This window comes from Bradyrhizobium sp. CCBAU 53340, from assembly GCF_015291645.1.
Taxonomy (GTDB): domain Bacteria; phylum Pseudomonadota; class Alphaproteobacteria; order Rhizobiales; family Xanthobacteraceae; genus Bradyrhizobium.
In genome coordinates this window covers 35,752-58,186 of the sequence record NZ_CP030056.1, presented here as the reverse complement: position 1 = coordinate 58,186, position 22,435 = coordinate 35,752, and the positions used below count along the sequence as shown (strand labels likewise).

Sequence of the window (22,435 nt, the reverse complement as noted above, 5' to 3'; positions counted from 1 at the left end):
GGCACGAGTCCTACTGCTTACAAAGAGTATCGAGCTTGACGTCGGCCGCCGGCACTTCGTTCTGCGTCATGCCGTACTTTTTCAGGATCTCAACATATTCCGAAGAATGCACGATCTTGAGCATCTCGGCATTAAATGCGTCCCGAAGCTCCGAATCCTCCTTACGGAAGGCAAATGCGCCGTAGTCTTGCTTCGGCTTGCCATCTATGAGCAGGCCCGTGTATGGTTCGGCGACTTCCAGGGTCGGATCGTTCTTTGCGTTCCAGCGTGCAGTTACCGATATAAGCAATGCCCCGTCGATCCTGCCCGCTTTCAGGCTCGCGACATTGGAGGGGATGTCCGGAAAACGCGTGATTTGGCTATCCTTCACGCCGGCCTTGACTGCATTCTGTGTCGGCTGGCCACTTATGTTGCCACCAACCTTGATGTCCTCGTGTTTGACGATGTCGTCAAGACTATGGATTTGCTTGGGATTGCCTTTGCGAACGAGAAGACCTTCCTGAACGGTGAAGTTGGGCTCGGTGAAGAGAACCTGAAGGCAGCGCGCGGGAAGGATATAGAGTCCGGTCGCGATAAAATCGAAACGTTTGGCTTGAAGTCCCGGGATGAGCGATCCGAACGCAACCACCGTTCCTTCGATCCGCTCTACTCCAAGGCGGTTGAATGCGAGCTTTGCGAGATCGTAGTCTGACCCGGCCAATGATCCATCGGCCTGCTTGAACGCGAAGGGCGGCTCGTTGCTGAAGCCGAGGGTAAGGCCGCTCTTCTTTGCGTCGTCCAGCCTGGCACCGGCAAAACTCGATGACGAGAAAGTCAGGAAAGCGAGTGCTAGAAAAATATGCAAAGTTCGTAGCATGTGTTTCCTCATCTGTCTCGAATGCGTCGCCATTGACACACCGGCATCTCTTTTGGCTTCTGCTCAGTTTGGATTGAGCCAGACTCGCATCCTACATATCTGAAGGGTTATTCGGAACCGCAGCAATTCAATTAGCGTAATGGATGCATTACTTGCTGTAATATCGAGGACGCGCGACTTGCCGGATCCTCCCGATTCCTCAGGAAAACGTGGTCAAGTTGGCTGTGCGTACCGCCGCGACCCGCGCGTCTACAGCACTGCACGGAAGAAGTGCAATTTATCGAATTGTTTGCCCTTGCACGAATTCGAACCGCCCCATCAAATTCTCCAGAGTGCTCCTCACGATTTCGGAAAACCGGACCGCCTGCGCCGTCTTCTTCGAATGGCGCGGATAGACGAAAGCATAGTTGAGCCTTGCCGACGTCTTGCAAGGGCGAACCACGACATCTCGCTCTGCTAGCAGCGCTGCGCTGAATGGATCCGATATCGACACACCCATTCCGGCTCCCACCATTTGGCACGCGATGAACGCCGACGACACTTCAACCCAAATGTTCGCGGCAAGGCCAGCTTGTACGTACATTCCATCAACGATCTGCCGCAACAACGTCGTCCGGTCCAGCGCAATAAAACGGTCCTCGATCAGATCACTGGGGAGAATCGTCTTATTCGCCGCAAGTGGATGATCGGGATGAAGCACCGCAACGGGAACCAATTCGGCGAAGGAATGCGACGTCAACATTTCAAATTGAGTCGGGAGCATTACTATCCCAACGTCGAACCTAAGTCCCGAAGCCCAACGTTCGACTTCGCGTCTTTCCCTGACTTCCAAAGAAATCGAAACACTCGGAAACTCCTTCGAAAATTGGGCCAGTGCCGGCACGAGTAGACTTCGGGCGAGTTGTGGCATTGCCACGATCCGAAGGCGACCGCCTCGATTGGCGCGGATTTCTTTGCCGATGCGGGTAAGATCGTCGATATCCAGCAGGATACGCTCGCATTCCCGCGAGAAGGCTTCTCCTTGAGGAGTCGGAACCAGGCGCCCACCAAGCCGGTTGAAGAGCTTGAATCCCAGCTCCGCTTCAAGGGCAGACAGCGAACGGCTTACCGCTGGTTGGGTCAAATGAAGTCGAGTTGCGGCCCCGGTGACCGAACCGGTCACGATTACACTATGCAGCGCGCGCAACTTTTGAAGGTTCAAAGCCAACTCCCCCTTAAGATTGCTGCTCCTTGCAGGCGCGCGAAACACGCCGGCGAAGCGTGCCAATCGCCGCGACAGACGCGTTAGATCTTTTCTTCTTTCAGCTTGGATTTTTTCTCAACTCGACTCGCGGTAAGCCCTAGAAGGCTTTCCAGCGCCGCAACTTGCGGTGCGGGAAGATACTTCCTTCGAAGCTCGATAATAGCGGGGCCGAACGTCTTCTGGATCGGTTGCCCGAACATTTCGAATATTTCCGCGAAGTAGATCTCGTGCCGCAATAGGGAGTCAGCAAGATTAACTATCGGCTTATTTCGCGTGTAGGAGCCGCCTTGCGCACGAATCTCCGCCACCAGAGCTTCTTCGAAATCCACTGTAAGGGTTACAAGATGCGGTGCGATTCCCACGGGAATGCCGTTTCCCTCGTGGAGATAAGTTCGCGACTTCGCACCGAATTGAAACTTCTCGACTTGAGTCCCGAAAAGGATGATGAGAATCGCAACCCCGCGGTCTGCAGCACGTCGAAGCGCGTCGCGGTGCGGCAGCAGTATTTTCTCTTCTGTTTTTACCCAAATGTGTGATTTCGCTCCGTCGATCATAGCCTCCATCTTGGCGGCGATCGCGTCCTCGCCGTTAATGGTCCATACGTAGCCACCGTCGTTGGACTGTGAAACAGCCGGAATCGTTCGGATCAACTTTGCGCAGCGCTTGCTCGTCGCTGTCGCAATTCGCTCAAACAGAACCTTGGGCGCTACCGCCACATACCGCAGTGGAGTTTCGGAGATCGGTTGAGCCGCCTCCTTCTTTGCCAGACTCTCGAGGACAGAATATGCGTTCGCCTTGGGTAAGCCTGCAAGTTTGGCTACTTCGTAGGCAGTCGCCTGCGAAAGCTCATAGAGCGCGAGGTAGGCACGCGCTTCGTACTCGCTAAAACCCAGAGCGAGCAAGTCTGGCATCAACTCACTTAGATTAGCTTGCTTATCGCCGCTCACCCGATTTTTCCTGATTTGAGCCAAGCAGCGCCCCCACCCGTCGACAAGAAGTGCTTTGCCTCAGTTGATCAATTCGCCTTCGAAGCTTGATTGTCACGCCCTAGCTGACCATTCCGACGTAGCTCCTTGCCGCTCGACGCCGTCGGCGCTCAATTTTGATAGAAGCGCAAGTCTTTGATATCCAGCGGGCAAAGCGAAACTAACATGGGTAGCAGCCTTTATGACTATGGCTTTCGTGTCAAGTGCATGACTTGATCGCGATGGCGCGTTCGACCAGATCGCGACCAGCCGATCGCAAAGCCAGCCAAAGCGAGCGCTCGAGATGAGATGGCCACAATCATCGACCTAATCAGGCCCACCCGACTCGCCAGATTTTCCGGAGAGCGGACTGGGGGCACAGTCTCAGCCTCCAAGCAACAGAGGACCCTGCCCAAAATATCCTGTCGGGGCGCCCCCTCGGAGAACATATTCCCATTACGGCCGCTCAAAACGAGACCTCGCTACCATTGCATCCAACGGCCAACCACCAATAATTTGCGCGTCGGCACAAGAACCGCGATGGGATGTCCTGACTACGGACCCCTCGGACGTTGATCGGATTGCAGTGCAGCAGACATCTGGCGAACTGTCTCGCTATCTATGGTGGATCGGATAAGTTGCTCTCTGGATGTTGCTGACGCAAACTGGGTTTATCTCGCGCCGCTCGCCTTTTTTGATCCGCCGTCACGTCCAGCAAAGCCTTCCGAATGACGAGACGATCCCGCGACTCCATCATATTGATGTCATGGGGCGACACCTATGATTCGCTCAAAGGCAATCGCGGCAGGAATTTTGGTTCGTCCCCGTACTTCCACGTGCCAAAGCGTGCGCGATATCTGCAGATCCTTCATTTTTATCGCCTTGAGCCGGCCAAGCTTGATCTGATCGCCAATGGTTGATGTTGAGACGATCGAGACACCAAGACCGCATGCGACAACTTGCTTGATCGCTTCCGTGCTGCCGATTTCGAGGGTTTTGCGCGGCCGCACGCCATGGTTCAACAGCGCCTGCGCGACGATCTCCCGTGAGCCGGAGCCTGGTTCCCGAACGATCAGGATTTCATCTTCGAGGGCCGCCGCATACACGTGATTTTCCGATAATGCGAAGGCGTGAGTCGGACCTGCTATCAGGCTCATCATGTCCGTCCGCCAGGCCGTACTGACGAGATCATCGTCTTCGACCGGTCCTTCCACGAGGGCGATCTCTATTTCATGCGCGCGCATCATTCCGGCAATATCCCGCGTGTTGGCGCTTACCAGATGCACATCGATGCTCGGATACCTGCGCCGGAAGCTGCCTATGTACTCAGCGATCATGTAGGTCGCGATCGTGGTGCTTGCCCCGATGTGAAGCGATCCGCTCGCGAGGTTGCGCAGCGACGACAGTTCCTCTTCGGCGGCCCGCTCGGCAGCGAACAGATTTTCTGCGTGCCTGAGAAGTGCCCGCCCCTCGCGGGTCGTACGTACTCCTTTCGATGTACGATCCAGCAAGCGACAGCCCACTTGCAGTTCGAAATCGCGTACTCCTTTCGAGACCGCGGGCTGGCTAACGCGCAAGATGTCCGCTGCTCGCGAAAAGCTTCCAGCCTCAGCGACGGTGGTAAAGAAGCGGAGGAAATGCAAATTCATTGGCATAACGCCTGCTTATCGGCCTAGATCAAAATTCTACTGTTATGAGCCCTTGGTTCTCGGGCATAGCCTTGTCGGCTGGCGAGGGACTCATGGCTCCATGCAAAGATCTTCCCAAATCGAGCAAGGTAGACGCGCCTGCCGGTCGTTTGGTTGCATTGCTTCCCGGCATCCTCTTATGCGTGCTCCTGACGCTGCTGTCGATTGGAATCCAGGAGGCCGAGGAGCACATCTTCCAACATCCCTATGTTGAAGCCTTGGTCATCGCCATCCTGCTCGGGATGATGATCCGCAGCGTCTCAACTACTTCCGAGCGCTGGAAGGTCGGAATCGCCTTCAGCGCGAAACAACTTCTCGAAGTGGCCGTGATGCTGCTCGGGGCCTCGATCAGCTTTGGGGCAATCCTGCCTTCCGGATTATTTCTGATTGCCGCGATCGTCGGAACGGTTGCGGTCACGCTTGCCGTGAGTTTCGGCCTCAGCCGCATGCTCGGCCTACCCACTAAGCTTTCGCTCCTGATCGCCTCCGGAAATTCCATTTGCGGCAATTCCGCGATCGCCGCGGTCGCCCCCGTTATAGGGGCAGATGGCGATGATATCGCGTCATCGATTTCCTTCACCGCGGTCCTTGGCGTGCTGATGGTGCTCGGGCTTCCACTGCTCATTCCACTCTTGGAGCTCTCGGCTACTCAGTACGGGATTCTCGCCGGCCTCACCGTGTACGCCGTTCCCCAGGTGCTTGCCGCGACCGTTCCGGCAGGAATCGTCAGCACTCAAATTGGCACCGTGGTGAAGCTCGTTCGGGTCCTCATGCTAGGGCCGTTGGTGGTCGGCTTGTCGCTTGTCGCACCACGCCTGCGTGGCGAAGTCGCGCCCGGCAAGCGCATTAACCTCATCAAATTGGTACCTTGGTTCATCATCGGCTTCTTGGTACTGGCCGGCCTTCGTTCGTTGCAGATCATACCCAGCAGCGTTGCCGCCCCCGTTGCGAAGCTCGCCAGCGTGCTAACCGTAGTCTCCATGTCCGCACTCGGGCTGGGTGTCGATATCCGGGTGCTTTCGAAGGCCGGCGGGAAAGTCACGATTGCGGTGACCTTGTCTCTGATACTTCTGCTCGCGATGAGCCTCGGCCTGGTTCAACTCTTCAAGTGAGGGCACTCTCTGCTTAACTTCGGGTTGCCAGCTGCGGTGAACATCGGGTTCACCGAAAGGATGTTGCAGGATGTGGTCGTATCACTTAATACTACCCCATACAAGTCAGCTTGTTGAGGATCGATGGGGACCTCCGCGGGTACTGTACAGGCACTACTTCCGCCTTGCATCGTTAAGTCGGCGCAATGAAGGCCGTACCTAAGCAGTTCGAGCCAGAGGCTGCTGGCGCGCTTAACGGCGTCCGTGTCGTGGACCTTTCGCGTCTGGTCGCCGGGAATATGCTCACCCTGCAGCTCGCCGACTTCGGAGCCGAAGTCATCAAGATTGAGGACATCGTCTCGGGCGACCCTCTGCGCGCTTGGCGGGTCAACGATGTCAGCATCCATTGGAAGACCTACGCCCGGAACAAGAAGAGTGTCGCGCTAGACCTTCGCGACGAGAGAGGTCGGACGATCCTATCGGATCTGCTCGCGACGGCGGACGTGCTGGTCGAGAACTTCAGACCCGGAGGTCTGGAAAAGCTGGGTTTGTTGCCCGAGGTCCTTCGAGCACAGAATGCAGGACTGATCATCGTGAGAATCTCGGGATGGGGGCAGACCGGTCCCTATCGGGACAGGCCCGGCTTCGGCACTCTGGTCGAAGGCATGTCAGGCTTCGCTTCCCGCAACGGATTCCCTGATCGACCTCCGCTGCTGCCACCCGCCACGCTCGCCGATATGGTCGCGGGCATTTACGGATTTGGGGCAACCATGGTTGCGCTCAGGCATCGAGAAGTGAGCGGGGGTAACGGCCAGGTTATCGACTTGCCCTTGTTAGATCCGCTTTTTTCCCTCCTCGGTCCCGAAGCCGGAATCTATCAACTAACACAGCAGGTACGCCCGCGGACCGGCAGTCGATCGCTTACCGGAGCGCCGCGCAACACATTCCGTACCAGCGACTCTCGCTGGATCGCAATCTCCGCCTCGATGCAAGTTGTGGCCGAGAGGTTGTTCCGGACTATCGGTCGCCCTGACATGATCGTGGATCCCCGATTTTTGACGAACTCTGATCGCATCAAAAACGCCGATGCTTGCGAGGAGCCTATCGCGGAATTCATTGCCGCGCGGACGCTTGAAGATAACATGAGTATATTCGAGCGGGCAGACGTAACTGCTGCACCAATCTACGACATCGATCAATTCTTGGATGACCCCCATGTTCAAGCTCGCGAAATCGTCGTTGGGTTACCGGACTCCGAACTCGGAACGGTTTTAATGCACAACGTGGTCCCGAGGCTCGAAACTACGCCCGGAAGGATTCGGATGCCCGCTCCGGATCTCGGTCAACACACGTTTGCGATTCTGCGCTCCCTCGGCATCACGCAGGCCCGGTTGGAAGAACTGCGCGAGGCTGGCGTCATCGTGCAGGCTAAGCCATCATCCCAATGACCCGTAGGCGACCGGAAGACACCAGTGTACCGATCTCTGCTTTATGTCCCCGCCTCATCTGAGCGCTTCATTGCAAAGTCGGCGCTTTGTGGCGCCGATGCCATAATCCTGGATCTTGAAGACAGCGTCGCGCCCGCACAGAAGGAGGGGGCACGCAATAGGCTTGCGTCGTCGATAAAACGATGCGCTGCCGCAGGAGCTGACATTTGGGTGCGTATTAATCGACCTCTGTCGGCTGCCGTCCGAGATATCGAGGCTTCGGTGCTCGGTGGTGCCAAGGGCATTCTGATTACAAAAGTCGAGGGCGCCGAGCACGTGCGGTTGCTTCTAGAGGTTGCTGAGCGAACCGAACGGGATCATGACCGTCGCGAGCCACTCCAAGCGATCGCAGTCATCGAGTCCGTCAAGATTTTGGCCAAAGCGGACGACATCGCACGCGCCCACGAGCGGGTGATAGGCCTGATGGGCGGTAGTGAGGACTTAGCGCTATCGATGGGAGCTAATCCCACTCATGAGGCACTTAAGATACCCAAGATGCTGGTTCACATGGCCGCTGCCGGAGCCGGAAAATACTCGTTCGGATTGTTCGGCTCCGTTGCGGACTACAAGGATGTCCGACTAATGCGCGAGCTAGCGGAGGAGGCATTCGGTCACGGAGTTACGGGTGCGACCTGTGTCCATCCTTCAGTGGTACCGATCCTAAACAATGCCTTTGCACCGTCCGACGCTGATGTCGCAAGGGCGCAATTGATCATCGAGACCGCCCGTCAGCAAACCGAACGTGGCGTCGGCGCCTATTCGCTGGAAGGCAGGATGGTCGACGAGCCCGTCGTCGAACGTGCCCGGCAACTCTTGGAGCGGGCGCGGCGCCACCGGCGTGCCGACGCAAGCTGATCAGAGCGTTAGAGTGTCGGCCTGCGGTAATCTGGGCTATTGATTCACAGCGCTCTATGAGCGGCCAGCAAACGTCTGGCGTTCGCGCTTCATCGCCTTGTCGACTTCCGCCGACAGAAGAGCCGTAACCTCGTCTTCGTATCGCCGGACCTGCGGGTCCCTTAAGTCCCGAGGGTGGGGTAGCTTGATCGCCACGTCCGCAATTATTCGCGAGGGCCGTGAGCTCAGAATAAGCACTCGATCGGCAAGCTGAACGGCCTCTGATACACTATGAGTTATCATCACGATAGTTCGATTGGCCTCGACCCAGAGGTTTTGTAGATCCTGGATCATGTAGTTCTTTGTTTGCACGTCGAGTGCGCCGAACGGCTCATCGAGTAGCAGCACCTCCGGATCGTAACTAAGTGCCCGAGCGATGGCGACGCGCTGTTTCATGCCGCCCGACAGAGACGATGGATAGGCATTCTCGAACCCCGAAAGGCCTGTCAGACGAAGCCACTTCCTCGCCCGCTCCTCAGCTTCCTGCCGTGGCACACCTTTGATGTCCAGGCCCAGCGTCGCATTACGCAACACCGTAAGCCAGGGGAACAGCACGAACTCCTGAAAGACCACGCCACGGTCGGGTCCTGGCCCCACCACGAGTTCGTTGTTGATTAGCAGTTCCCCCTGGCTTGCCTTCTCGAATCCAGCGATCAGGTACAGAAACGTCGACTTGCCGCAACCGCTTGGACCGATGATAGCCACGAATTCCCGTTCGTTGATCGTGCAAGAAATGTCCTCCATCGCCAGCACGTTTCCGAAATACTTCTGGACATTCTTGGCGACAATCTTGGGCTTGGTACCGGCACCGTCGCGCAGCGGGAGTATTTTTGCCGTTTCAACGCTCATTGAGTACTCCCCATTTCTCGATGGTAGCAGCTTCGATCTTGCCAACCAGAACGTTCTCAAGAAGATAGCCGAGCGCCGCAATCATCATCACGCCACCATAGATGACGCCAATGTTCATGTATTCGGAGGCGTCATAGATCATGAAACCCAGGCCATAGCTGCTGGCGGCCAGCATCTCGGCGGCGATCAGAGCGCGCCAGGCGTAACCTGTACCGAGCCGTGTGCCGGTGATCAGGCAAGGAAAAATGCCGGGAATAATGACGCGCCAAAATACCTGCCGTCGGCTCGCGCCCATCGACCAAGCCACCCAAAGCATTTTGACGTTCAGCATTTCGATGCCGCTCGCGACGATGTATATCATTTCGAAAACCGCTGCGAGAAATACGACTAGGATGGTCGTGCGGTTATCGATACCCATGACCAACAGCAGGACGGGGGTCCATGCTAGCGTCGGCACAGGCATCAAGATGCTAATGATTGGCTGAAACACCAGCCGCGCCCGCTGACTCATGCCAAGTCCAACCCCGAGCAGGGTACCTATGATTACCGCAAGTGATAATCCCGAGAGCAAGCGCAGCATGCTGTCTGCCACGTGCCACAGAATTGCATATGGCGGGTTTCCGTTTGGGCCGGATTGCACCCAAAGCTTGTTGAGGATCGCGGACGGCGCCGGAAACAAGAAGCCGTTTATCAACCCTAACCGCGAGCACACCTCCCAAGCCACCAGCGGCACCAGGATCAGCGCGATACGAGCCATCGGTATCGCGAGACCGGACGAGGCTGGGGACCGAGTATATCGCTGCAGACGGATGCCGGATGTGTCCACGCTCATCGATGGCTACCCACTTTTCCGTTACCGTGCCAGCGGTGAATGGTAAGTGCTTCGAGCGAGCCAAACACGCCACGTTCGATAAGGAGACCGATCAGGGCCAGGCATACGATGCCGACGAACATCGTGGATACGTCCATATAGGAACGCGCCGCGAATATCATGAATCCGAGGCCATGGGTCAACGCAGCTAGCATTTCGGCCGCGACCAGCGTGCGCCACGAATGCGCCATTCCAAGCTTCAGCCCCGAGATCAGCGCCGGCAGCGCACCGGGTAACAGCACACGCCGAAAGATATCAAACCGGCTTGCGCCCATGCTGCGCACGACCCACAAGGAGTGTCGGCCGATTGCGCGCACGCCCTGGATAGTACTGTACAGAATCGGAAAGAAGGCACCGAGGAAACAGACAGCAATGATCGTGATATCGCCTTGACCGAAAATGACCAGGAAGATCGGAGCCCAGGCAACTGCCGGTAGCGGCAGTAACAGGCTCAGGAGTGGGGAAGCAATCAGATAGGCCGTCCTGTTGAGGCCCAGGAAGAGGCCCATTGGGATGGCCAGCACGCATGCCAGAGCGAACGAACTCAGCGCACGCCACAAACTAACGACAATATGCGTCAGCAATATGCTCTTGGCGGGATCGGCTGGATCAAGCAGCACCCACGCGCGCCGCGCGATATTTGATGGCGAAGGCAGGATCGTCGCATTGATCCAGCCGAGACGTACCGTTGTCTCCCATATTAACAGGAAGACGATGATTGGCAGCGCGAACAAGAATGCCGATGCCGCCCCGCGGTACAAGATGCTACGCAGCCTCTGCTCGTCGGCAACACCCGCGAACGGCGCCGACGGCGTCGCGTTAGACATGATGGAGCCCTTAGTTGGTAGATGACGCGAGTTTCGCCGCTTCCTCATAGAATTGATTGCGCACGAGGCTCTTGAAGTCCGGAATGTTGGGAATCTTTCCGGCCGCCTTCATAGACTCGGCAACCGGCATGAGCTCGTCGGTCATCGCGTCGGTCAGCTTTGGATCGACGTTGATCCGCGTCAAGGCAAGCTCCAGCGCCTTTGGATCGATGTCCACGCCCTGCTTGCTGATATCGGCTGCAACCTTGCTGGCGGCATCGTCCGGTTGCGTCTTCATGTACGTGCCGGCATCGATCAACGTGGCAAGATATCGCGCCACGGCCTCGGGATGCTCATCAGCAAACTTGCGGCGCACCAGCACAAGGTTCGGCGATTCACTTACGCCCTTCATCGACTGAATACGCTTTACCACGCCCATCGTCTCGCCAATCGCAACATGCGGCTCCCATGCCACTGCAGCGTCGACAACACCTTGCTGCACGGCGGCTCGCAGGTCCTCAACCTTCATATTGACGATCTGGAAGTCGCCTTCCTTCATCCCGTTCTTGTCTAAAAAGACACGGAAAGTGCTGAAAGAGCCGGATCCGGCAACCGCGCCGATCTTCCTTCCTTTGAGTTCAGCCACCGCTTTGACAGATGAATGGTTCGCGACAATTACGCCGTAGCGATCGCCCCCATACTGATCGGCGGCAATAATGTAGAACAGATTGGGCTGCATCGCAGCCATAGTGATTAGTCGACCTGAGCCTCCGTTGCCGATATCGATTTGCCCGGCGACAAACGCCTTGAGTATTTCGCTTCCAGAGCTATAGCTCCCGATGTCAACCTTAAGGTTGTACTTTGCGCCCCAATCCTTGGTGCGATAAACGTCGTCGGTTGGAACGGCTTGCAGACCTATCTTTATTGTCAGCGCATCTTTGGACGTGGCGTGCGCTGGAATCAGCATCACGCAGGATGCCACAACAAATGCTACACGACGCAACTTGTTTTGGATTGAGCGAGCCATTTTTGTGCCTCCCTGTCGGCAGTTTATGATGCAGTTTGTTCTGCAACTTATTGATCAGGCCGCTGAACGGCTCTTGCTTGCAGCGACTGCCGCAGCAGCGCTCTCACCTGCGATCTTCCCGAATACAGCGCCTGAAGTGAGCCCCGTGCCACCTGGATAGTTATGATAGAACAGCCCCCCGACCAGCTCTCCAGCTGCGAACAAGCCGGGAATCGGAAGGCCGGCTGTATCCTGCACCTGACCGCTCTGGTCAATCTTGAGTCCACCGAATGTGAAGGTGACACCGCACGTGACGGCATAAGCCTCGAATGGTCCTGTATCAATCGTGTTGGCCCAATGGGACTTGCGCGGCGAACTCTCCGCGGAGCGGCCATCTTTCGCATTCGGGTTGAAGGGAACGTCCTGCCGCACCGATGCGTTAAATTCAGCGACGGTCTTGAGAAAGGCGTTGCGATCAACGCCTTCGAGTTGGTCGGCGAGACCCTCCAGGGTATCCGACGTAATCTTGGTGATTTGCCGGATCCTGTATTCGTCGCGCAAAAGGTGATGCACCTTAGCATCGAATACCTGCCAAGCGAACTGGCCGGGTTGCGCTAGGATTTCGCGACCATACTTGGCATAGGTATAATTGCGAAAATCGGCTCCCTCATCAAGGAAGCGTTGGCCTCGGGAATTGACCATGATGCCGAATGGGTAGCTGTGCTTCTGGTAGGCATCCCCTACTGCGAGATCGCCGAACGCCGGAGCATTTTGGTCCCAGCCGACGGCATGTGCTCCGGACCAATGTCCACATGGCATTGCACCAATCGCAAGCGCCATTTGGATTCCAGCGCCGGTATTGAAGCGTGTGCCACGAACTTTCGCCAGGTCCCAGTTTGGTCCGAGATACCGCGCGCGCATTTCCGTATTAGACTCGAAGCCTCCGCACGCCAGGATGACAGCATTTGAATGCAGATCGCGCTCCTTGCCTTGATGCCGGACGCGAACTCCAACGACCCCGCTATTGTCATTGATCAAACTGACCGCGGCAGTTTCGTAAAGAAACTGGATACCCTTCCCTTCCGCGGACTCTAGCAGCATGTCCACGAGACCGGGACCACCACCCCACACTTCCACACTGAGCCCACCCCAGAATTGGAACCGTCCGTTCACTTTGTAGGCTTGCCGCCCATGACTAGTTTGAAACCTAACGCCTTGCTCTCGCATCCACCGAAGCGTCGGCAAGCTGCGCTTGACTAAAATCTCGCATAAGTCAGGATCGGTCCTGAATTGCGTCACGCGAAACATGTCATCGAAAAATTGGTCCTCGGTGTAAGTGCCGAAATCAGTATTGGCTAACGTATCGGGATTGATGTCCGGCACTACGCTTAGCACGTCCTCCACACCATTGAAGACGTATCGCATGGCGCCCGCCGTATAGGTCGAGTTCCCTCCCCGCTCGTCCCGAGGCGCCGCCTCAAGCATGAGGACAGTCGCGCCATTATTGCTGGCGGATATGGCCGCACAAGCGGCAGCATTTCCTGCCCCTACCACGATGACGTCAGCGTCGAATTCACGAGGCATAATACGAGTTCTTTCCTGGCGGGGTCTTGGGCTCGCAGATTCCGCCTTCCCTGCTTCCTGGAATATGGTAGTAGCATGAGATACTATCCTTCAACAGATGTCAACTGCTGCAATTGTTGAGGAAACCCTGATGAAGGTCTTAGTGCCGGTAAAGCGGGTGGTCGATTACAATGTCAAGGTCCGCGTCAAGGGCGATGGATCGGGCGTTGAACTCGCCAACGTCAAGATGTCGATGAACCCCTTCGACGAAATCGCGGTTGAGGAAGCGCTGCGCCTGAAGGAAGCCGGCAAGGCGGCCGAAGTCGTGGTGGTCTCCATTGGACCGGCGCAGGCGTCGGAGACGATCCGCACCGGTCTTGCCATGGGCGCCGATCGCGGCATCCTGGTGAAGGCCGAAGGCACCGTCGAGCCGCTCGCCGTCGCCAAGATCCTCAAGAAGGTTGCAGAAGAAGAGCAGCCCGGCCTGATCATTCTCGGCAAGCAGGCGATCGACGACGACAGCAATCAGACCGGCCAGATGCTGGCTGCGCTGCTGGGCTGGTCGCAGGCGACGTTTGCCTCGAAGCTCGAGGTCGAAGGCTCCGACTTCAAGGTCACCCGTGAAGTCGACGGCGGCCTGCAGACCGTCAAGCTCAAGGGACCGGCGATCGTCACCACCGATCTGCGTCTCAACGAGCCGCGCTATGCCTCGCTGCCCAACATCATGAAGGCCAAGAAGAAGCCGATCGCGGAGAAGACCGTTGCCGATTACGGTGTCGACGTCACTGCGCGCCTCGAAGTTTTGAAGACGGCTGAGCCCGCGGGCCGCAAGGCCGGCGTCAAGGTGAAGGACGTCGCCGAGCTGGTGTCGAAGCTCAAGAACGAAGCCGGGGTGCTCTGATGACTGCGTTGTTGATTGCTGAACACGAACAGGAGGTCCTCAAGGACTCCACCAACAAGGCGCTGACCGCGGCGTCCCAGCTCGGCGGCGACGTCCACGTGCTGGTCGCTGGCGGCGGGCAGGGCACCAAGGCTGCGGCCGAGGTCGCCGCGAAGCTCGCTGGTGTTGCCAAGGTGCTGGTCGCCGAAGGCGAGGCCTACGCGCACGATCTGGCCGAGCCGCTGGCCGCGCTGATCGTTTCGCTGGCCCCGTCCTACGATGCGATCGTCGCGCCCGCGACCTCGCGCTTCAAGAACGTGATGCCGCGCGTCGCGGCGCTGCTCGACGTCATGCAGGTCTCGGAGATCACCAAGGTGGTCGCGCCCGACACCTATGAGCGTCCGATCTATGCCGGCAACGCCATCCAGACGGTGAAGTCGAAGGACGCCAAGAAGGTCATCACGGTCCGCACCTCGACCTTTGCGGCGGCAGCTGCCGGTGGCAACGCGCCGGTCGAAAGCGTCGCTGCCGCGGCCGATCCCGGCCTGTCGACCTTTGTCGGTGAGGAAGTTGCCAAGAGCGACCGTCCCGAGCTGACCTCGGCCAAGATCATCGTCTCTGGTGGCCGGGCCATGCAGAGCCGCGAGAACTTCGCCAAATACATCGAGCCGCTCGCCGACAAGCTGGGCGCCGGCGTCGGTGCCTCGCGTGCGGCGGTGGACGCCGGCTATGCGCCGAACGACTGGCAGGTCGGCCAGACCGGCAAGGTCGTGGCCCCCGAGCTCTATGTCGCCGTCGGCATTTCCGGTGCGATCCAGCATCTGGCCGGCATGAAGGACTCCAAGGTGATCGTCGCGATCAACAAGGACGAGGACGCGCCGATCTTCCAGGTGGCCGATTACGGCCTGGTCGCCGACCTCTACCAGGCGGTTCCGGAGCTGACCGACGCGCTCTCATAACCCCGCTCCACAAGCTTGGTGAGGCGACCGAGAAACGCCTGCAAGTTAAAGTCTGCTGGTGTCTCAGAACAGCCAAACGCCATCCGCGACCACCTCAAAGGCCTCTCGCTCCTGCGCAGGCCACTGTTATATCGACGGCGCCTAGCACTACTTTGGCAGATTGTTGATTTTGCCGCGTTTTATAGGATTGAACGAAGCCGCTGGCGCGGCATGTAGGGAGGCATAGCAAGGATTGCCTCCTGTCTGAGAGGATTGCGGGTTTTCGAAGCCCAACCCTTCAGACAGGAGGTTTTCCGATGGCTGAGATCAGCCCACTTCGCCGCCGCATGATCGAGGACATGACGGTCCGCAATCTGTCACCGGCGACGCAGCAATCCTACCTCAACGCCGTAGCGAAGTTGAGCCGGTATTTCGGTCGCTCTCCCGACCGCCTTGACCTGGAGGATATCCGTGCCTTCCAGGTTCATCTGGTGGCGACGGGGATGTCCTGGCCGGCGCTGAACCAGATCGTGTGCGCGCTGCGGTTCTTCTACGGTGTGACGCTTGGTCATGACACCGTTCCGGAGCGCATCGCCTATGCGCGCCAACCGCGCAAACTTCCGGTCGTGCTGAGCGCCGACGAGGTCGTGCGCTTCCTGGAAGCAGTCCCGAGCCTGAAGAGCCGTACCGCGCTGACCACGGTCTATGCCGCCGGACTACGCGTATCGGAACTGGTCCTCTTGAAGGTTGTCGACATCGACAGCCAACGGATGCTGATCCGGGTCGAGCACGGGAAGGGCGGCAAGGACCGTTACGTTATGCTCTCGCCGCAGCTTTTGAGGATTCTGCGGACGTATTGGCGGCTCACTCGGCCAAAGCGATGGTTGTTTCCCGGCCGCGACGACGAGCGTCCGCTCGTCCCGAACGTGCTGCACGCCGCCTGCCGTTCAGCTTGTGCGGCGGCCGGCTTGAGCAAGTCGGTGACGGTGCACACGTTGCGGCACACATTCGCGACCCATCTCCTGGAGAGCGGGGCCGACGTGCGCATCATCCAGGTGCTGCTCGGCCATGCCAGCCTGGCCAGCACGGCGCGCTATACCCAGGTCGCCACCAAGACCATCAGCAATACGCCAAGTCCGCTGGACCGGCTCCACCTGGAGGTCGTGCCGCCCGGCTGAGCGGGCGCCATGGCTCCGGTTCTGGAAGTGGCGGATATCTTCCGCCGCCACGGCGAAGTGTTTCGACAAGCCCGTGCCGAGCATCTGGGCCGCGTCGAGCGGCGCGTCATGGGCGCGATCACGGCATGCCGGACGGCTGTGCTCGGCGGCCACGTCGAGCAGTGCGATGACTGCGGCGCCACACGCATTGCCTACAACTCCTGCCGCAATCGGCATTGCCCGAAGTGCCAGGGCGCGGCGCGCGCGCAATGGCTCGCCGAACGGCAAGCTGAACTCCTTCCCGTACCGTATTTCCACGTCGTCTTCACCATGCCGGCCCTCGCCGGAGGGATCGCCTTCCAGAACAAGGCCGTCGTCTATGCCATCCTGTTCCGCTGCGCAGCCGAAACGCTCACCACCATCGCAGCCGACCCCAAGCATCTCGGCGCTCAGCTCGGCGTGACTGCCGTCCTCCATACCTGGGGCCAGACCCTGCAACACCATCCGCATATCCACTGCGTCGTGCCGGGCGGTGGACCCTCGCTCGACGGCACACGCTGGGTCGCTTGCCGGCCCGGCTTCTTCCTGCCAGTGCGCGTCCTCTCCCGGCTGTTCCGCCGCCTGTTTCTGCAAGAGCTGCAAGCTGCCTACGCGGCTGGCCAGCTGAGCTTCTTTGGCGCTCTCGCCCATCTCACCGATCCCGCTGCATTCGCCGCGCGCCTTAATCAACTTCGACGGACCGACTGGGTCGTCTATGCCAAGCCACCATTTGGCGGGCCCGAACAGGTGCTGGCTTATCTCGGCCGCTATACGCACCGCGTCGCCATCGCCAACAGTCGGCTGATCTCGCTTGCCGACGGCAAGGTGAGCTTTCCCTGGAAGGACTATCGGCAGAATCGTAAAGCCAAAGTGATGACGCTTGATGCCGATGAGTTCATTCGGCGCTTTCTGCTACACACCCTGCCGGACGGCTTCCATCGCATCCGCCACTATGGCTTCCTCGCCAATGGCGGACGCAACGATAAAATCGCTCTCTGCCGTCAACTCCTTGCTGTCCGCAACGCGCCGACTGATCAAGAAGCCGGCGACGATCCCCTCACCACATGTCAGATCCCCGTCTGCCCGCATTGCGGCGGCACCATGCGCCGCGTCGATGTCGTCCCGCGAGCCCGTGCCCACGACCATCCGTTTCGTTGTGATACGTCATGACCAGCGCCTGCACCATCCACCTCTTCTGTGATCACCTTCGCGGTGGCAACGTCCGAAGTCGCCGTGGCCGCACTCGTCTCCGAACACCCGGCCAATCGTTCGGCCACGCATCCCAGCGCAGCAAATCGCTCGCTGGATCGCGCCCTTGGCCCGATCAATCCGGCCGCTCACATCCGATGAACGTCTCGCCGACGCCCGGCGACCACAGGCGCGCCTTCCCCGCAGCCGCACCCGCTGCACTATTCCCATAGCGCCCACAACTCCGCAGCTTCGTTCAATCCGGCTTCTATGAGGTCGCACCCACGACCGAGCGCGCGGCTCGCGCCTGCCACGCGACCTCACAGAACCCTCAAGATTCCCGAATCAATTTTTCAATGATTCATGGGTGGTCGGCTCTTGGAGGGCTGACCATGCCAGGATGGGAAGACGAACTCGAACGCTGGTTGATGCCGTTCTTGGACCGGCTGGGTCATAAGACCCGGCAGCGGATGTGTCCTCTGTATGTTGCGGGATTGATCGGTCCCGGCGATCGTAAGAGCGTTCAGCCGATGGCGGAACGCCTTGCCACCAGCACCTACGACCAGTTGCACCATTTCATTGCGGACGGTGTCTGGGACGCGACGCCGCTGGGGACAGAGTTGCTCAACCAGGCGGATCGACTTGTCGGCGGCAGGGCTGCGGTGCTGGTTATTGATGACACCTCACTTCCCAAGAAGGGTGAGCGCTCGGTCGGTGTTGGGGCTCAATACGCCTCGGCACTCGGTAAAACGGCAAATTGCCAGACACTGGTGTCTTTGACGCTTGCGAGCGGCGAAGTGCCCGTGATGGTCGCGTTACGTCTCTTTCTGCCTGACAGTTGGACAAGCGACGTATCTCGTTTGAAGCGCGCTCGCGTGCCAGTCGAACATCGAACGCCACGGTCCAAGCCGGAGATTGCTTTGGCCGAGATTGACCGCGCGATAGCAGCCAACGTGCGCTTTGGATATGTGCTGGCGGTGCAGGATACGGTCTCAGCGTACCGTTTCGACTAGGGCTAACAGAGCGCGGGCTGGTCTGGGCTGTCGGAATCCCTCGGCACCTGAAAGTGTACCCGGTCGATGTGAAGCTCATTTGGCCGATTACCAAAGCCCGCGGGAAACCACGAAAGCACCACGTGCCTGATATCTTGTCGATTGGCGCAGAACAAATGCTGGCCAGCGCCAAATGGAAAGCCGTGAGCTGGCGCAGCGGGACCAAAGGTCGGCTGACAGCCCGCTTTGCTGCTCTCCGTGTCCGCACCGCCGACGGCCCTCCTCAGCGGATTTGGGATAAGGGTCAGCAGCATCTCCCGGGCGACGAAGCTTGGCTCATTGGCGAGCAACGTGCCTCAGGGGATCGGAGGAGGTTCACATTCCCGGGACTTGAGGACGTCGCAAAAGCTCGACGTCGCGCTAGTCCTTATCCTCGTCGCGTTTCCTGCGACGGATCTGGGATCAGCTTGAGGCGTATCGCCTTGATGATACCCTGGACGCGGGTCCTCGTAGCAAGCTTTCGCAGGGCGTTCTTATGATAATTGACCGTATTCTCGCTGATCTTCAGTTCCCTCCCAATTGCCCAAGACGATCTCCCTTCTGCCGCGAACTGCAGGCATTGTTTTTCGCGCTCGGATAGCTTTATTGACGTATCGTGGCTCATGTTTGAGGCGCTCCGTATCAAGATCAGATCGCAATGCCGAGACAGCAAGCCCCATGCCAATGGGGGGTTGAGAAAATCAGGCGGGAGGAAATGATTGAGAAAGGGCGGACGATCGATTTGCGTCCCCTTAGCGGTCGAAGCATTACGACATAGGTCGGAAGCTCAACGTCCCCTTTGCAGCATCGGCTACAATGATCGATATCGATCAAGAAGAGCGCGGCCTAGAACGGGACCGTTTTGCTCTCTTCTTCTGCGGCGACAGCGCGGTGTGTAACTGAACAGTGTCCGCTGCGTTCACGAGGATATGAAAGCTCCCTACCACGATACGTGCTGGAAGATGCGTCGCACCATCATGAGCAAGTCGCGAACTCGGATCGTCTCGAGGCTGACCAGAGCTAAGACTGCTGAGTCGATTAGGATTACCGGTTGCCGAATGGATGCGCCTTTTTGACTTTCTGCCACCCAGATCCACCATCCTGTCATCCGCCGCGATCGGCTCGCGGCGGAAATACGCCATGCTTGGGTCATAGGGCATATGGTGCAGCTGCATAAGGCCGGATGCTTATAGTAGGGGTAGACGTTCGCGCCCGTGGTCCACAGCACGATCCTGGCGTCGACCCGGTCCGCAAGCTCACAAACCTGCCAAAGCGCGATTGCGCCGCCTCCTGGTCCGGCTTAAGTTGCGGAAGCCGTGGAAATACCAGGAAGATTTGCTCTATTGGCTTGGCCCTGGACTTGCAATTCAGAGAAGTAGCAGGATTCTCCACCGTCTTGAGCTCGAGGTTGATGAAGGTGTCGGTTCGACGTTCGGCGAGCTCCCGTCGTGAAGTTCGACCTCGACAGCAGCGCCGCTTAGTTGGTGTAGGAAGGTCAGTGGGTTTCCTTCATCGCGTTGGCATAGACGCCGCTGAATGTCCTCCGGCGTTATGGCATGAAAGGCGCGACGTTCTCCTCACGAACTCCGAATCCGAGTAGTCGTGGATTGCCTAAAATCGCTGGTGCAGCTTTGAGTCCGGCTCGGACAGGTTGGTGCGGTCCTCGGCAAGCGCAGGTCCTTCCTTTCCGTGTAACCGGACAGGCAGACGTCGGCGATCAGTGCGGTCAGGATCTGTAAGGGTGCTTGCGCAGCCAGCGAAGCGACAGGAGCGTTGAGCAAGCGGGCGATCCTGCTTCTGGCTCTGCTCGCATCATTATCAATGCGGAAGGGGGTTGCCGAAACCTCGAAGGTGTCTAGTGCATGCGCCCTATTGCATTGTCGTATATCCTGGCAAAGAAACCGAACCGCTTCGGCCATGGGAGGGCCGCGGGCTATCGGCCAAAGTGCGGTACCGCTGACCTCGCCCTGTCCCTTGACGGCAGCGTGAGTAAGCGCCAGCACAATGCATATGCTCCCATCGGCATTCCCATTGTTAAAACGGAAAGCAACTTCGGTTGGTCATGTGAAGCGTACGATACAATTTTTGCTGAGCTAACTCAGAGCGCAGCTGGCTTCTAAGAGCGTCTTGCGCCATTCGTCGCAGATCAAAGCATGATCGAGATCTCACATGATATCAAACGCTGGTTGCTGGTCCTGGTTTCCAAATTGCTTTACATCTCCCGCCATGTCGACGAGTTCAGAATGTTGCGCTTCAAATCTCGCAGATCAAGCGCGTCTCATTGCGACGAGAAGCCAAAAAGCCGGAAGGTCTAGTGGCTCTGCACAGTGATTTTGACGTGTTGCGCGTCCGGCGGTCAGATTAGCTCCGGCAGGCTCTTGGGATCAACGAGGACCTCGATGCTGCGGGGTATCCTTGGCTGCCGTCTGATTAGGCCAGCTCGTTCCAGAGTCAGCACCATCTGGTGAACCGAAGGCGGGCTGACGCGAAAATACTCTTGCATGTCGGTTTCCGCCGGGGCCCTGCGGTGCAGCCGCGTATAGAGGTGGATGAAGGCAAGGTATTGCCCCTGTTTGGGCGTGAAGGTTTTTGCCGAAGGACTCACGCCGGCCATCCGATTCAGTTGTACGTGCGTGCCTCGATCAAGGAAACTCAGCCAAGTCGAGCGCACCGAACTCAAGACCCTGCTCAGCGGCGGCAAGCATGCGTCCCGCAAGCTCAAGCGAGCGCAGATTTTGCTGGCTGCCGATGCCGGGGTCGGCGACGAGGAGATCGCCAGAAGTGTCGGCGTGGGCGGCTCGACCGTGTACCGGACTAAGCGACGCTTCGTGGAACGCAATCTGGAGCGGGCGCTGAGCGAAGAGCCGCGTCCCGGGGCGGAGCGCAAACTCACGGGCAAGGAAGAAGCCTTGCTGGTGGCCACCGCCTGTGCCGGTCCGCCGGAGGGCCGTGCCCGCTGGACGCTCAAGCTGCTGGCAGGTGCGCTGGTCAAGCTCACCGAGCACAAGAGCCTGTCGCACGAGACGGTTCGGCGGCGCCTGGTCGAAAATGACCTCAAACCCTGGCGCAAGGACATGTGGTGCATTCCGCAGATCGATGGCGAATACGTCGCCCGCATGGAGGACGTGCTGGATCTTTACGCCAAGCCGTCCAATCCCGAGCGGCCGGTGGTGTGCTTCGATGAAAGCCCGGTGCAGCTCATCGGCGAGGCGCGCTAGCCAATCCCGGCCGAGCCCGGGCGGCTCAAACGTTACGATTACGAGTATCGTCGCAACGGTACGGTCAGTCTCTTCGTCCTGCTTGACGTGCATCGTCCCTGGCGCAAGGTCAAAGTCACCGAGCGGCGCGCGGCAGAAGACTACGCCCAATGCATGCGCGAGCTCGTCGACATCCATTATCCGACGCCGAGACCATCCGGGTCGTCCAGGACAATCTATCGACTCATTCTGCCGGCGCCCTCTATCAGGCGTTCCCGCCTGCCGAAGCCCGACGGATCTTGCGGCGGCTCGAGTTCCACTACACCCCCAAACGCGCAAGCTGGCTCAACATGGTCGAGATCGAGATCGGCGTCTTGCGGGGACAGTGCCTCGATCGCAGGATCGATGACCCCAAGCGGCTGCGCCGCGAAATCGCCATTTGGGAACGCCAGAGGAATGCCGCACGCTCCCGCATCAAATGGATGTTCACGACAGACAGGGCCCGCGCCAAAATGGGCCGCGCCTATCCCGACACTTCCAAAGAGTCATAATAATTGTGCAGAGACACTAGTACGGCCAGCACACTATCTGGCAAACGGGGACGAACTCGCAAAAGTTCCGCAGCTGACCGCCACCCATTGCGCGCGCAGTCAAACCGGCTGGCCGCCGCAGATTCCGAGTGCGTA

At 58.5% G+C, this 22,435-nt stretch carries 17 protein-coding genes and 2 pseudogenes; 9 read left to right on the top strand and 10 right to left on the bottom strand.

Going from position 1 to position 22,435, the window contains the following annotated elements:
* Window positions 1–10: 10 nt before the first annotated feature.
* The 4 genes from ehuB to XH89_RS36835 form a co-directional block, all read right to left on the bottom strand.
* Complete coding sequence (ehuB, locus tag XH89_RS36850) at window positions 11–856, bottom strand: ectoine/hydroxyectoine ABC transporter substrate-binding protein EhuB (protein ID WP_164933832.1); 846 nt, start codon at window positions 854–856, stop codon at window positions 11–13.
* A 277-nt stretch (window positions 857–1,133) separates the two neighbouring features.
* Entirely contained in the window at window positions 1,134–2,057 is a 924-nt protein-coding gene (locus XH89_RS36845; protein WP_128929683.1) for a LysR family transcriptional regulator, read from the bottom strand.
* Window positions 2,058–2,140: 83 nt separating this feature from the next.
* Entirely contained in the window at window positions 2,141–3,046 is a 906-nt protein-coding gene (locus XH89_RS36840) for a TrmB family transcriptional regulator (protein ID WP_206733164.1), read from the bottom strand.
* Between the two features lie 782 nt (window positions 3,047–3,828).
* Window positions 3,829–4,713, bottom strand: a complete 885-nt coding sequence (locus XH89_RS36835) for a LysR family transcriptional regulator (protein WP_232995588.1) — start codon at window positions 4,711–4,713, stop codon at window positions 3,829–3,831.
* Window positions 4,714–4,805: 92 nt separating this feature from the next.
* Between XH89_RS36835 and XH89_RS36830 the strand changes: the two genes are divergently transcribed.
* The 3 genes from XH89_RS36830 to XH89_RS36820 all read left to right on the top strand — a co-directional run bounded on the left by XH89_RS36830 (window position 4,806) and on the right by XH89_RS36820 (window position 8,185).
* On the top strand, window positions 4,806–5,864 hold the full coding sequence (locus XH89_RS36830) for a YeiH family protein (protein ID WP_128929685.1): 1,059 nt from the start codon (window positions 4,806–4,808) through the stop codon (window positions 5,862–5,864).
* Window positions 5,865–6,049: 185 nt separating this feature from the next.
* Window positions 6,050–7,291: a CaiB/BaiF CoA-transferase family protein gene (locus tag XH89_RS36825; protein ID WP_128929686.1), complete on the top strand. Its 1,242-nt coding sequence runs from the start codon at window positions 6,050–6,052 to the stop codon at window positions 7,289–7,291.
* Between the two features lie 24 nt (window positions 7,292–7,315).
* On the top strand, window positions 7,316–8,185 hold the full coding sequence (locus tag XH89_RS36820) for a CoA ester lyase (RefSeq protein WP_128929687.1): 870 nt from the start codon (window positions 7,316–7,318) through the stop codon (window positions 8,183–8,185).
* 54 nt (window positions 8,186–8,239) lie between these two features.
* On the opposite strand, the gene XH89_RS36815 is transcribed toward XH89_RS36820, so the two are convergent.
* From XH89_RS36815 to tcuA, 5 genes are all read right to left on the bottom strand, one after another.
* Window positions 8,240–9,073 carry an ABC transporter ATP-binding protein gene (locus XH89_RS36815; protein ID WP_128929688.1) on the bottom strand — a complete coding sequence of 278 codons (834 nt, stop codon included), beginning with the start codon at window positions 9,071–9,073 and terminating at the stop codon, window positions 8,240–8,242.
* Complete coding sequence (locus XH89_RS36810; RefSeq protein ID WP_128929689.1) at window positions 9,063–9,830, bottom strand: ABC transporter permease; 768 nt, start codon at window positions 9,828–9,830, stop codon at window positions 9,063–9,065. The genes XH89_RS36815 and XH89_RS36810 overlap by 11 nt, the downstream gene beginning before the upstream one ends.
* Before the next feature lie 71 nt (window positions 9,831–9,901).
* Complete coding sequence (locus XH89_RS36805; protein WP_128955089.1) at window positions 9,902–10,771, bottom strand: ABC transporter permease; 870 nt, start codon at window positions 10,769–10,771, stop codon at window positions 9,902–9,904.
* Between the two features lie 10 nt (window positions 10,772–10,781).
* On the bottom strand, window positions 10,782–11,777 hold the full coding sequence (locus tag XH89_RS36800; protein WP_206733163.1) for an ABC transporter substrate-binding protein: 996 nt from the start codon (window positions 11,775–11,777) through the stop codon (window positions 10,782–10,784).
* 54 nt (window positions 11,778–11,831) lie between these two features.
* A complete protein-coding gene (gene tcuA, locus XH89_RS36795; protein WP_128929691.1) occupies window positions 11,832–13,340 on the bottom strand; it encodes an FAD-dependent tricarballylate dehydrogenase TcuA in 1,509 nt (502 codons plus the stop codon).
* A 130-nt stretch (window positions 13,341–13,470) separates the two neighbouring features.
* On the opposite strand from tcuA, the gene XH89_RS36790 reads away from it, so the two are divergent.
* From XH89_RS36790 to XH89_RS36770, 5 genes and pseudogenes are all read left to right on the top strand, one after another.
* Window positions 13,471–14,220 carry an electron transfer flavoprotein subunit beta/FixA family protein gene (locus XH89_RS36790; protein WP_128929692.1) on the top strand — a complete coding sequence of 250 codons (750 nt, stop codon included), beginning with the start codon at window positions 13,471–13,473 and terminating at the stop codon, window positions 14,218–14,220.
* On the top strand, window positions 14,220–15,158 hold the full coding sequence (locus XH89_RS36785; RefSeq protein WP_128955090.1) for an electron transfer flavoprotein subunit alpha/FixB family protein: 939 nt from the start codon (window positions 14,220–14,222) through the stop codon (window positions 15,156–15,158). Before XH89_RS36790 ends, XH89_RS36785 begins: the two co-directional genes overlap by 1 nt.
* A gap of 296 nt (window positions 15,159–15,454) precedes the next feature.
* Window positions 15,455–16,315 carry a site-specific integrase gene (locus tag XH89_RS36780; protein ID WP_128929693.1) on the top strand — a complete coding sequence of 287 codons (861 nt, stop codon included), beginning with the start codon at window positions 15,455–15,457 and terminating at the stop codon, window positions 16,313–16,315.
* 9 nt (window positions 16,316–16,324) lie between these two features.
* Complete coding sequence (locus XH89_RS36775; RefSeq protein ID WP_128955091.1) at window positions 16,325–17,503, top strand: IS91 family transposase; 1,179 nt, start codon at window positions 16,325–16,327, stop codon at window positions 17,501–17,503.
* A 374-nt stretch (window positions 17,504–17,877) separates the two neighbouring features.
* A pseudogene (locus XH89_RS36770) lies at window positions 17,878–18,890 on the top strand (IS701 family transposase); the annotation flags it as partial.
* Window positions 18,891–18,940: 50 nt separating this feature from the next.
* On the opposite strand, the gene XH89_RS36765 reads toward XH89_RS36770, so the two are convergent.
* Window positions 18,941–19,177 carry a response regulator transcription factor gene (locus tag XH89_RS36765; protein ID WP_128929695.1) on the bottom strand — a complete coding sequence of 79 codons (237 nt, stop codon included), beginning with the start codon at window positions 19,175–19,177 and terminating at the stop codon, window positions 18,941–18,943.
* Between the two features lie 2,008 nt (window positions 19,178–21,185).
* Between XH89_RS36765 and XH89_RS36760 the strand changes: the two are divergent.
* Window positions 21,186–22,300: pseudogene (locus tag XH89_RS36760) on the top strand (IS630 family transposase).
* Window positions 22,301–22,435 lie beyond the last annotated feature (135 nt).